At 72.5% G+C, this 11,749-nt stretch carries 12 protein-coding genes; 4 read left to right on the forward strand and 8 right to left on the reverse strand.

Features of this window, described 5'->3' with window-relative positions; all coding sequences use genetic code 11:
* Positions 1-152 precede the first annotated feature (152 nt).
* Positions 153-1,115 carry an SDR family NAD(P)-dependent oxidoreductase gene (locus tag SZ60_RS10570; RefSeq protein WP_043595791.1) on the forward strand — a complete coding sequence of 321 codons (963 nt, stop codon included), beginning with the start codon at positions 153-155 and terminating at the stop codon, positions 1,113-1,115.
* A 128-nt stretch (positions 1,116-1,243) separates the two neighbouring features.
* On the opposite strand, the gene SZ60_RS10575 is transcribed toward SZ60_RS10570, so the two are convergent.
* From SZ60_RS10575 to SZ60_RS10600, 6 genes are all read right to left on the reverse strand, one after another.
* On the reverse strand, positions 1,244-3,958 hold the full coding sequence (locus SZ60_RS10575; RefSeq protein WP_052505329.1) for a phosphoenolpyruvate carboxylase: 2,715 nt from the start codon (positions 3,956-3,958) through the stop codon (positions 1,244-1,246).
* Between the two features lie 120 nt (positions 3,959-4,078).
* Positions 4,079-4,597: a Fic family protein gene (locus SZ60_RS10580; protein WP_231567124.1), complete on the reverse strand. Its 519-nt coding sequence runs from the start codon at positions 4,595-4,597 to the stop codon at positions 4,079-4,081.
* Between the two features lie 73 nt (positions 4,598-4,670).
* Complete coding sequence (locus tag SZ60_RS10585; protein WP_043595794.1) at positions 4,671-4,865, reverse strand: antitoxin VbhA family protein; 195 nt, start codon at positions 4,863-4,865, stop codon at positions 4,671-4,673.
* A gap of 59 nt (positions 4,866-4,924) precedes the next feature.
* Positions 4,925-5,665, reverse strand: coding sequence for an aminoglycoside 3'-phosphotransferase (locus tag SZ60_RS10590; RefSeq protein WP_043595796.1), 741 nt, complete (start codon positions 5,663-5,665; stop codon positions 4,925-4,927).
* A gap of 401 nt (positions 5,666-6,066) precedes the next feature.
* A complete protein-coding gene (locus SZ60_RS10595; RefSeq protein ID WP_043595797.1) occupies positions 6,067-6,336 on the reverse strand; it encodes a GlsB/YeaQ/YmgE family stress response membrane protein in 270 nt (89 codons plus the stop codon).
* A gap of 148 nt (positions 6,337-6,484) precedes the next feature.
* Complete coding sequence (locus SZ60_RS10600) at positions 6,485-6,697, reverse strand: hypothetical protein (protein ID WP_043595799.1); 213 nt, start codon at positions 6,695-6,697, stop codon at positions 6,485-6,487.
* A 277-nt stretch (positions 6,698-6,974) separates the two neighbouring features.
* Between SZ60_RS10600 and SZ60_RS10605 the strand changes: the two genes are divergently transcribed.
* From SZ60_RS10605 to SZ60_RS10615, 3 genes are read left to right on the forward strand one after another with little or no spacing between them, the layout of a single operon-like run.
* Positions 6,975-8,744 carry a circularly permuted type 2 ATP-grasp protein gene (locus SZ60_RS10605; protein WP_043595800.1) on the forward strand — a complete coding sequence of 590 codons (1,770 nt, stop codon included), beginning with the start codon at positions 6,975-6,977 and terminating at the stop codon, positions 8,742-8,744.
* Complete coding sequence (locus SZ60_RS10610) at positions 8,738-9,664, forward strand: alpha-E domain-containing protein (RefSeq protein WP_043595802.1); 927 nt, start codon at positions 8,738-8,740, stop codon at positions 9,662-9,664. The genes SZ60_RS10605 and SZ60_RS10610 overlap by 7 nt, the downstream gene beginning before the upstream one ends.
* Complete coding sequence (locus SZ60_RS10615; protein ID WP_043595803.1) at positions 9,661-10,506, forward strand: transglutaminase family protein; 846 nt, start codon at positions 9,661-9,663, stop codon at positions 10,504-10,506. The genes SZ60_RS10610 and SZ60_RS10615 overlap by 4 nt, the downstream gene beginning before the upstream one ends.
* 36 nt (positions 10,507-10,542) lie before the next feature.
* On the opposite strand, the gene SZ60_RS10620 is transcribed toward SZ60_RS10615, so the two are convergent.
* Together SZ60_RS10620 and SZ60_RS17480 are read right to left on the reverse strand one after the other, a co-directional pair.
* Positions 10,543-11,415, reverse strand: coding sequence for an endo alpha-1,4 polygalactosaminidase (locus SZ60_RS10620; RefSeq protein WP_052505330.1), 873 nt, complete (start codon positions 11,413-11,415; stop codon positions 10,543-10,545).
* Between the two features lie 69 nt (positions 11,416-11,484).
* The coding region (locus SZ60_RS17480) for a hypothetical protein (RefSeq protein ID WP_043595805.1) at positions 11,485-11,749 on the reverse strand (265 nt) is incomplete at its 5' end.

Raw genomic sequence — 11,749 nt, forward strand, 5'->3', positions numbered from 1 at the left:
GGAGGCGCGGTGCCGGTCGGGTTCGGCACGCCCGGGAGGCGCGGTGCCGGTCGGGTTCGGCACGTCCGGTAGGCGCGGTGCCGGTCGGGACGTGCCCGGCCGTCACCGGTTCGCCGAGAGAGGTGTCCCCTCCCGGGCGTAGCGTCGACGTCATGACTCGCATCACCACCCCCTTCAGTGCCGCCACCACCGCGAACGAGGTCGTCGACGGCCTCGACCTGACCGGCACGCGCATCGTCGTGACCGGCGCCGCGTCCGGCATCGGCATCGAGACCGCCCGCTCCCTCGTCGCTGCGGGGGCCGACGTGACCCTCGCCGTCCGCCGTCCCGAGCAGGGCGAGCAGGCCGTCGCCGACATCCGCGAGAGCACCGGCGGCGGCAGCGGCACGGTCCGCGCCGCGATCCTCGACCTCGAGAAGCGCGACACCCTGCAGGCCTTCGCCGACGCGTGGCAGGGCCCGCTCGACGTGCTGATCGACAACGCCGGCATCATGGCCACGCCCGAGACCCGCACCCCCGAGGGCTGGGAGCTGCAGTTCAGCAACAACCACCTCGGTCACTTCGCCCTGGCGAACGCGCTCCGAGGTGCCCTCGTCGAGGGAGCACAGGCCTCGGGCACCCCGTCGCGTCTCGTGTCGCTCAGCTCGACCGGCCACCACTTCTCGCCCGTCGTGTTCGACGACGTGATGTTCGAGCGTCGCGAGTACGACCCGTGGTCGGCCTACGGCCAGTCCAAGACGGCGAACTCCCTCTTCGCGGTCGGCGTCACGCAGCGCTGGGCCGACGACGGCGTGCTGGCGAACGCCGTGCACCCGGGCGGCATCCTGACCCCGCTGCAGCGCCACCTGCCCAAGCAGGAGATGCTCGACCGTGGCTGGATCGACGAGGACGGCACCCCCAACCCGGCCTTCAAGTCGACCCAGCAGGGCGCCGCGACGTCGGTCTTCGTGGCCGTCCACCCGCTCGTCGAGGGCGTCGGCGCCCGCTACTTCGAGGACGTCGCCGAGGCCGAGCCGTTCCGCGAGGACGCCCGAGGCCGCGGCGTGAAGGACTACGCCCTCGACCCCGAGCAGTCGGACCGCCTCTGGGCGCTCAGCGAGCAGCTGCTCGGCTGACGCGCCCGCCGGGCTGACGCCCTTGCCGGGCTGATGCGCCCGCGCGAGCGACGGGCGGAGCACACAGGAGGCGCGGGCCGGGTCGACGACCCAACCCGCGCCTCCTGCGTCCTGCGGAGTGCCGCGGCTCAGCCCGTGTTCTGCAGCCCGGCGGCGATCCCGTTGACGCTGAGCAGCAGGAGGCGGTGGTCGGCGTCGGCCGGGTCACCACCGCCCGCGACGCGGATGGCCCGCAGGGCGCGCAACTGCAGCAGCGAGAGAGCGTCGACGTAGGGCGAGCGCAGCCGCACCGCGCGGCTCAGCACCGGACGTCCGTCGAGCACCTCGCCGTGGCCGCTGACCGCGAGCACCCACGAGCGCGTGCGGGCCATCTCGTCGAGCACGCGTCCGGCGAGGTCGTCGCGGTCGGCCAGGGCCAGGTACTCGCGGGCGATGTGCTCGTCGGTCTTGGCGAGCGACATCTCGACGTTCTTGATCATCGCCGAGAAGAGCGGCCAGGTCGCGTAGGCCTCACGCAGCAGGTCGAGGTCGCCCACGGCCTCGAGCGCCGAGCCGAGGCCGTACCAGCCGGCGAGGTTGATGCGGGCCTGCGTCCAGGCGAAGACCCACGGGATCGCCCGGAGGTCTTCGAGGGATTCGACCGAGAGTCCGCGACGGGCCGGGCGCGAACCGAGCGCGAGCAGGCCGACCTCTTCCATCGGGGTGACGGCGGCGAACCACGAGGCGAAGCCGTCGGCCTTGACCAGGCCGAAGAACGCCTCGCGCGAGGCGACGTCCATCGTCGAGGCGACCTCGGCGAACCGCGTGGCGGCGGTCGCGTTGGCCTGTTCGTTCGACGGGCTCGACGCCAGCAGGGTGGCCGCGGCCATCTGCTCGACGTGTCGGGCGGCGATCGTCTTGTTGCCGTACTGGGCGAAGATGACCTCGCCCTGCTCGGTGATCTTGAAGCGACCGTCGACGGAGGCCGGCGGCTGCGCCAGCACGGCCTCGTTCGCCGGTCCGCCACCGCGGCCGAGGGCGCCGCCGCGTCCGTGGAACAGCGTCAGCTCGATGTCGTTCTCGGCGGCCCAGTCGGCGATGCGGGCCTGGGCGGCGTAGAGCGCGAAGGTGGCCGAGACGGGGCCGACGTCCTTCGACGAGTCCGAGTAGCCCAGCATCACCTCGAGGCGGCGGCCGGTCGCCGCGAGGCGCTGCTGCACGGCTTCGGTCTGCAACGCCTCGTCGAGGATGCGCGTGCTGGCCTCGAGGTCGGCGAACGTCTCGAACAGCGGGATCACGTCGAGCACGGGTGCGGGCTCGTCGCCCATCGCGCGCTCGGCGAGCTCGTAGACGTTGGCCAGGTCGGCCGACGACTGCGTGAACGACACGATGTAGCGCGACGCGGCCCGCACGCCGTAGCGCTTCTGCAGGTCGGCGATCGTGCGGAACACCGCGAGGACCTCGTCGGTCATCTCGCTGCGTGCAGGAGGCGCGGTGTCGGACCCGGCTTCGCCGCCGGTGGACTGCTCCCCGCCCGCGACCGGGTCGGCCGCCCGGAGCTCCGCGAGGGCCGTGCGGTGCACCTGCGAGTGCTGGCGCACCTCGAGCTCGGCGAGGTGGAAGCCGAACGTCTCGACCTGCCAGACGAGGCCCTGCAGGTCGCCGTTGGCGCTGCGGTGCGCGCCGGCCGCGCGCAGCGACTGCTGCACGACCCGCAGGTCGGCGAGCAGTTCGTCGGGGTGGCCGTAGGCGAGCGGCGCTCCCTCGCGGCGGGTGGCGTCGATGCGGGCCGCGACGAACATCAGCACGCGGCGGTGCAGCTCGTGGGGTGAGCGCACGCCGATGCGGGACGCGACGTCCGCGTCCATCCCGCGCTGCGCCTCCGCGAGGGCCACCAGCTCGTCGGAGGCCGGGGTCTCGGCCTCGTCGAGCGTCAGGGTGCCGCCGATGCGGGAGGTCGCGCGGTGCAGGCCGAGCAGGACGTGTTCGGCGGCGATGTCGGCGGCGGCCCGGGTGACCTCGGCCGTGACGTGCGGGTTGCCGTCGCGGTCGCCGCCGATCCAGGTGCCGAGGCGCATGAAGGCGGGGGCGACGGCGGGCTCGCGGCCGGCGGCGTCGCCGAGCAGCCGGTCGTCGAGCAGGCGGTAGACCTGCGGCACGATCTCGAAGAGCGTCTGGTCGAAGATGCTCATGGCCGTGCGGACCTCGTCGAGCGGGGTCGGGCGCGTGGTGCGGATCGGCGAGGTGCGCCAGAGCGTGTCGACCTCTTCGAGCAGGCGGCGTTCGGCCTCGGCCACGGCGACGTCGTTCTCGAGCCGGTCGCGGTCGATCATCAGGTCGCTGATGCGACGGATGCTCGACGCGACCGCACGGCGGCGGGCCTCGGTCGGGTGTGCGGTGAGCACGGGGTGGAAGCGCAGGGCGTCGAGCCGCTTCGAGGCCTCGTCGGCGCCGACCTCGTCGGTCAGCTGTCGCAGGGTGGCCGAGACCGAGTCGCCCGCGGCGCTCGCCTCGCTGCCGCGGCGGCGCAGCACACGGACGCGGTGGTGCTCCTCCGCGAGGTTGCTGAGGTGGAAGTAGCAGGTGAAGGCGCGGGCGACCTGCTCGGCGAGCCCTTGGTCGAGGGCGTCGACGAGGCGCTGGGCATCGTCGAGGCTCGCGCCGTCGGCTCCCTCGTAGGCGGCGATGACGGCGGCCCGGACGTCCTCGACGGCCTGGAAGAGCTCGTCGCCGCCGGATTCGCGCAGCACCCGGCCGAGCAGGCTGCCGAGGTAGCTGACGTCCTGACGGAGGCTGCCGTCGACGGCGCCGCTGATGTCGTCACGGCTGCCGTCGTGTCGTCGTGTGGTCTCGATGTCGGTCACCGCACCATCTTGGACGACCCGGGCGATGTATGACGCCACGTTCTGGTCACACCGCCATGTTTAATCGTGGCGCGGTGCCCACATCGTGGCGTCGTGGGCCCGGGTGCGACTCGGCCCGGGTCACGTCGCGTCGACGACCACGTCGTCGAAGAGCGCGAGCAACGGCTCGAAGTCCTGGCGTTCCGACGCCGCACGACAGGCTGCCACGTTGGTGGTGGAGTCGATCGAGCGCCAGTCGAGGCGCCGGCCCGCGTCCTCGGCGATCCGGCCCCACAAGACCCGCTGCGCCCGGCCGTTGCCTTCGCGGAACGGATGGATGTAGTTGATCGCGTCGAAATGGTGGGCGAGCCTCTCGACGAACCGCGTCCTGTCCATGCCGCGGAGGTGGTCGTCGGCCCGCAGCTCGTCGAACGCGAGAGCCGATGCTCGCTCGATCATCGACCAGGGCAGGAAATGCTCGGCACCAGGGGTGTTCTTGCGGATGTCGACGATGCGCGGCGTGCCGGCCCAGTCGTGCACGTCCTGGAACAGGTGACGGTGGATGCCACAGAGCTCGGCCAGGTCGCGCGTGCTCGGAGCCTCGTGGTCCGAGAGCTGGACGAGCCGGGCGAACGCGAGGGCACCCTCGGCTTCGTCCAACGACCGCCGATCGGTCGCGCCGACGAGATTCCGAAGGATTCCCGTGGCCGGATCGACGTACGGGTCGACGCCGTCAGGCAAGTCCGTAGCGAGCCCGCGCCCGGGCGACGAGCTCGTCGGAGTCGATCCGCCCCGCCACGTAGTCGTCGGCATCCGACGACGTGTCGGAGTCGACGTGCAGGCCCTCCATCTCGCCGCTGTGCTCGGCCTCGTGGACCGACCGCTGTCGGAAGAGGGTCAGCTGTGCAGGGTCGGACGGCGGTGTCATGTTCGCTCCCGGACGATGGCGGCTGGCTCGGATCGTCCCATTTTACCTGCTCGCCCCGTTCACGTCGCGGCCCAGAGCGCCCGGTAGTACGCCGTGCGGACGGGGTCGTCGGCGACGCCGTACGAGTCGAGGAAGGTCTGCTCGAAGCCGGGGCCGTAGTTCCAGCCGAGGCTCATCGTCGCGACGGCGATGTCGGCCCAGCGGTCGGCGACGCCGAGGGCGTCGAAGTCGACGTGCCCCGACCAGAGTCCGTCGTCGCCGATCAACGTGTTGGGCACGCAGGGGTCGCCGTGGCAGACGACGAGGCGGTCGATCGCCGGCGGGTCGCCGAGTCCAGGAGGCGCGGTGCGAGCCTTCTCGCTGGTCGCGATCCGATCGTCGACCGACCAACCGAACGGGCACTCGTCGACCGGCAGCACGTCGTGCAGTCGCCTCAGCCCTCGTCCCGCCTCGCGCACGGCGGTCGCCGGGTCGGCGGCCCAGAGCAGGTCGACGGCGCTGCGCCCCGGCACGCCCGCCGTCACCAGGTACTCGCCCGCGTCGTCGCCACCGATCTCGAGCACGCGGGGGGCGGGGGTGAAGTCGACGACCCAGCGCAACCGCATCTCCTCGGCGTGCAGGTCGAGGCCGCTGCCGTGCGGGGCCCACTTCGCGAAACGCCGGGTCGGCCCGTCGCCGAGGCGGTACGTGGTGCCTCCGGCCTCGTTCCGCCAGACCGCCGTGATGGCGTCGCCGCGCGCGGCCGTGACCACCGCCTCCGGCACCTCGGCGTCGGGGTCGGGCCGGTTCTGCGTCCACATGCCACGAGTCTCGCACCCGCACCCGCTGCCCCTGGCGCCCCTGCTGCCTGGCCGCCGTGTGCAATTCGCGACGGTCGGCTGGTGTTCGGGGCCATGGGGCGGAGATGAGCGGCGTGGCGCGCGGCGGTTGTCGGGTTCGGCACGCGCGGTGAGGAGGTGCGGGTCGGGTTCGGCACGCGGAGTGCGGGGGTGCGGGGTGCGGGGCGCGGAGGTGCGGGTCGGGTGCGGCACGCGGGGCGCGAAGGCACGGGTGGGGTGTGGCACGGCGGGTTCGGCACACGGGGCGCGGAGGCACGGCTGGAGTGCGGGCACGCCGGGAACGGCAAGGCGCCCCCTGGAGACGACGGAGCGGGCCGCCCCCGGAGGGACGGCCCGCTCTGTCGTGGTGCGGGGGGAGCTGCTTACGCGCGGCTGCCCTTGCGGCCGGTGATGAAGCCCCAGATGACGAGGACGACGAGCGCACCGAGGATGGCGATGATCCAGCTCTGGATGCTGAAGAAGCCGTCGTAGCCGACGTTGAAGACGGCTCCGCCGATCCAGCCACCGATGAGGGCGCCGATGACACCGAGGATCAGGGTGGCGATCCAGCCGCCGCCCTGACGGCCGGGGAGGATGAGCTTGGCGATGGCACCGGCGATGAGGCCGAGGAGGATGAAGGCGAGGAAGCCCATGATGTGTTCCTTTTCGTTTGGTGCGCGGGTTGCGCTGATGCTGCTGAGACGGTCGGGATCGGGTGCGTGCCAGCGGGGTCCGTGTGACGGCCGCATGCGAAGAGGCCCGTGAGAAGGTCGTCCTCTCGGGCCCCTGCGGCTGGAAGGACTAGTGCGCGGCCTTGCGGGCCTTCTTCACCGCGGCCTTGCGGGCCTTGGTGACGTCCTTCTTGGCCTGGACACGCGCCTTCTTCACCTTGGGGTCGTTCCAGAACGAGTCGAAGAAGTTGCTGATCTCCTTGTAGCGACCCTTTCCGGCCTTGGCTCCGTAGGTGTACGCGAGGAACGCGATGAGGGCGATGACGAGGTACTTGAAGCGCATGTGGGGGTCCTCCCAGTGGGACGTTCTTGTCGTTCGGGGGTGACGCTATTCCTCCTGGGAGTTCTCTGTTACAAATCGGATTGGTGGGAAGCGCCCGTTGTTCGCTTTTGTCCTGCCCCTCGGCCGGCCGACGCCCGGCCGACGCCCGGCCGACGCCCGGCCCATGCCCGGCCCGACACCCGGGCGACACGTGTCGCATAGCCACCTCCGAGCCCCCGACACACCCCCGCCGCACGGCCGAAACACCCCGGCAACACCCCCTGGCTAGCGTCGAGCCATGGGTGAGCTCTTCGAGGGATACGCGACCACCACGGGTGCCGCGGCCCGGTCGGTCGGCACCCGACCAGCCGGCGCCCGTCCGTCGGCCGCCGCATGGGACGAGATGTTCGAGCCGGACGGCACGCCCCGTCGGGCCTACCACGAGATCCACGCGACGCTCGAGGGCATGACGCAGGACGACCTGCGGGGCCGCACCGCGGCGCTCGCCGACTCGTACCTGGCGCAGGGCGTCACCTTCGACTTCGCCGGTGAAGAGCGGCCGTTCCCCCTCGACGCCGTGCCGCGCGTCGTCGAGCACGCCGAGTGGACGACCGTCGAGCGCGGCATCAAGCAGCGGGTGAAGGCCCTCGAGGCGTTCCTCGCCGACGTCTACGGCCCGCAGACCGCCATCGCCGACGGGGTGATCCCGGCGAGCCTGATCACGAGTTCGAGCCACTTCCACCGGCAGGCGAGCGGCATCGACCCGGCGAACGGCGTGCGCATCCAGGTGAGCGGCATCGACCTGATCCGCGACGAGGCGGGTGCCTGGCGCGTGCTCGAGGACAACGTGCGGGTGCCGAGCGGCGTCAGCTACGTCATCTCGAACCGTCGCGTCATGGCGCAGACGCTGCCCGAGCTGTTCGTCTCGATGCGCGTGCGTCCGGTGGGCGACTACCCCAACCGGCTGCTCGCCGCCCTGAAGAAGAGCGCCCCGTCGGGAGTCGACGAGCCGACCGTCGTCGTGCTGACCCCCGGGGTGTTCAACTCCGCCTACTACGAGCACACCCTGCTGGCGCGCCTCATGGGTGTCGAGCTGGTCGAGGGCCGCGACCTCTACTGCTCCGGCGGCCGAGTCTTCATGCGGACCACCGGCGGACCCGAACGCGTCGACGTGATCTACCGCCGCGTCGACGACGAGTTCCTCGACCCGCTGCAGTTCCGCGCCGACTCGGTGCTCGGGTCGCCCGGCCTGCTGATGGCCGCCCGTCTCGGCACGGTCACGATCGCGAACGCGGTGGGCAACGGCGTCGCCGACGACAAGCTCGTCTACACCTACCTGCCCGAGCTGATCCGCTACTACCTGGGCGAGGAGGCGCTGCTTCCGAACGTGCACACCTGGCGGCTCGAGGACCCCGGCGCCCTGGACGAGGTCCTCGACCGCCTCGACGAGCTCGTCGTCAAGCCGGTCGACGGCTCGGGCGGCAAGGGCCTCGTCGTCGGTCCGGCCGCGAGCCGACGCGAGCTCGACGAGTTGCGCACGCAGCTGCAACGCGACCCTCGCGGCTGGATCGCGCAGCCCGTCGTGCAGCTCAGCACGATCCCGACCCTGGTCGACGACGGCCTCCGCCCCCGCCATGCCGACCTCCGACCGTTCGCCGTGCACGACGGCGACGACGTGTGGGTGCTGCCCGGCGGCCTCACCCGGGTCGCCCTGCCCGAGGGGCAGCTGGTCGTCAACAGCAGCCAGGGCGGCGGCTCGAAGGACACCTGGATCGTCGGCGGCGACGTCAACGCCTGGGCCGGTCACGACGTGAGCGCTCTCATCGCCGAGCAGACGACCCCGACGCAGTCGATCCCGATCGTCACGCCCGAGCAGCTCGCCGAGGCCGCGGCCGCCGCGGCCGACCACAGCCCCGACCACGCGCCCCAGGACGACCCTCGCAACGACCAGCAGGCGCAACAGCAACAGGCGAAGGAGGTGCGGGCCGGGTCACGAAGCCGACCCGCGCCTCCTGCGTCCCGCGTTCCCGACCACGGAGCCACCCCGACCGAAGGACCATCATGCTGAGCCGCATCGCCGAGAGCCTGTTCTGGATCGGCCGCTACATCGAGCGGTCGGACGGCACGGCGCGCATCCTCGACGTGCACCTGCAGCTGCTGCTCGAGGACCCCTGGATCGAGGAGGACGTCGCCTGCCGCAGCCTCCTCGCCGTGATGGGCAGCGACGCCCCCGAGGGCGACCTGGCCCGGGGCGACGTGCTGTCGATGCTGGCGGTCGACCGGCACAACCCGGCCTCCATCGCCTATTCGCTCGGCGCCGCCCGCGAGAACGCCCGACGGGCCCGCGAGATCGTCTCGACCGAGCTGTGGGAGTGCCTCAACACGACGCGCGCCCGCATGCCGCGCAAGGTCGCCGACGACAAGGTGCACGAGTTCTTCGCCTGGGTGCGCGAACGCAGCGCGCTGGCCGTCGGGATCATCGAGAGCGCGACGAGCCGCGACGAGGTGTGGCAGTTCTTCACCCTCGGCCGGTCGATCGAGCGGGCCGACATGACCGCGCGCCTGCTCGCGACCCGCACGCTGACGGAGGCGTCCGGCCCGTCGTGGACGACGATCCTGCGGTCGTGCGGTGCGTACGAGGCCTACCTGCGCACCTACCGGGGCGTGCCGAGTGCCCGGAACGCCGCGGAGTTCCTGCTGCTCGACCGGTTGTTCCCGCGCAGCGTGCTGTTCGCCATCAGTCGGGCCGAGGCCTGCCTGCGCGACGTCGAGCCGACGAACCACCGGGTGGCGGCGTCCGACAGCGGGGTGCGCATCCTCGGTCAGATGCGCAGCGAGCTCGAGTACCGGCCGATCGGTGAGATCCTCGACGACCTGCCCGGCCAGATGGACACCGTGCAGGCCGCGACGAGCGCCGCGTCCGAGGCGATCCGGCAACGGTACTTCCCGACGAGCGCGGCACCGACCTGGGTGGGGGAGCGATCGTGAGCCGGCTGCGCATCCGGCACCTGACGGGCTTCTCGTACCAGGGCGAGGCGGTCGCGAGCTACAACGAGGCGCGCATGCTGCCCGCGCACACCGAGGGCCAGTTCGTGCTCTCGTCGCACCTGCGCATCGAACCCGTCGCCGCGTCGCACGAGTACGTCGACTACTGGGGCACGCGGGTGTCGTCGTTCGAGGTGCTGCTGCCGCACCGGCAGCTGTCGCTGACCGCGACCTCGCTCGTCGAGGTGCGGCCTCAGGCGCATCCGTCCGAGACGATCTCGTGGGACGACCTGGCGGCGGTCGCGGGGGCCAGCACGTCGTTCGTCGAGCACCTCGAGCAGACGCCCCTCACCGCGCCTCCGGTGGACCTGGCCGAGGTCGGCACCGAGGCACGGGCGTCGCACGCCGACCCGTGCGCCGCCGCGATGGCGATCTGCGAGACGGTCGGAGGCGCGGTTCGGTACCTGCCGGGCGTCACCAACGTGAAGACCACGGCCGCCGAGTCGTGGGCCGCCCGGGCCGGCGTCTGCCAGGACATCGCCCACGTCACGGTCGGTGCGCTGCGGGCGGCGGGCATCCCGGCGCGCTACGTCAGCGGCTACCTGCACCCGAAGCCCTCGGCCGAGCTGCGCGAGACCGTCACGGGCGAGTCCCACGCCTGGGTCGAGTTCTTCTGCGGCACCTGGCACGGCTACGACCCCACCAACCTGATCGACATCGGCGAACGCCACGTGGTCGTCGGCCAGGGCCGCGACTACCGCGACGTGCCGCCGCTGCGCGGTGTCTACGCGGGGTCGTCGAACAGCGAGCTCTTCGTCACCGTCGAGATCACCCGCGAGGCCTAGGGCGGCCCGGCCCGCCGGGGGCTCAGGAGGCGCGGGTCAGCAGGCCGTGTAGGCGTGGGCCGGGTCGTCGGCCGGCACCAGGTCGTGGTCGCGCACGATGGTCGAGGGGGCCGGGTCGAGCTCGCCGACGCGGGCGCAGACCTCGGCGATCGAGCCGCGGAGGTCGTCGGTGTACTCGACGTCGAACACGAGCCCGCCGTAGACGTCCGTGAAGGCGTCGCACTCGTCGTAGCGGTCGCACTCCTCGGTGACGGCGAAGTCGTAGCCGACCTCGTCGCGGCCCCGGGCGCCGAGGTCGGCGGTGTTCTTCTGCGCCGTCGCCAGCCCGGCCGCGTGGGCCCGCGCGACGAGCAGCGTCGCGAAGGCGACCGCGTCGTCCTCGCCGAAGGCGTCGTCCGACCGCGTCCACGAGTCGAGGTTGTCGAACTCGACCGCCTGGTAGCCCGAGGCGGCGCACCCGTCGATCGTCGAGGCCTGGCGCTCGGCCACGGCCTGCCGGTTCGCCTCGGTGGACAGGTCGAACAGGTGCTCGTCCGGCCAGCCCGGGTCGACCAGCGGTTCGCCGTCGGCCGTCCGCACGAGCAGCTCGTCCGGCCACTCGACTCCGGGCTGCGTCTGGAACCCGTTGACGTAGCAGATGCCGTAGGCGCCCTCGGCGGGGTCGTCGGTGCTGTCGCGGGCGACGACGGTGGCTCCGTCGGGGACCGGCGACGCGCCTCCCAGTTGGTAGTCGAAGCGGGCGCCCTCGGGCGGCAGCACGACGCCGTCGGCCGTCGCGGCCCCCGACGCCACCACCGCGGACGAGGAGGCGCGCTCGGGTCGTCCACCGACCCCGGCGTCGACGTTCGTGCAACCCGTCACGGTGAGGGCCACGGCGACCAGGCCGACGAATCCGAGGGGTACGCGCATGCGGCGAGCCTAGGGGAGGGTGCGGGTGCGGGTGCGGGTGCGGGTGGAGTGCTCGTGCGGGTGTGTGCGTCAGGCGGTGTGCGAGAGCGGGGCGGACTCGCGCTCGACCGCGGCGTCCACCGCGGCGTCGACCGCCGGGGTAGGCGTCACCGGGGCGCGTCGCGAGGCCAGGAAGTCGAGGCGCGCGGCCTGTCGGGCCGACTCCCGATCGAGCTCGGCCTGGCGGGCGGCGGCCCGGGACGCGGCGCGCGTCGCCGCGAGCGAGCGAGCGTTGTCGCGGGCGCGGGTGGCGGCGGCCGAGGAGGCGCGGCGTGCGGTCGCCCCCGTGGCCGTA

It is taken from the genome of Frigoribacterium sp. MEB024, from assembly GCF_000878135.1.
Classification (GTDB): domain Bacteria; phylum Actinomycetota; class Actinomycetes; order Actinomycetales; family Microbacteriaceae; genus Frigoribacterium.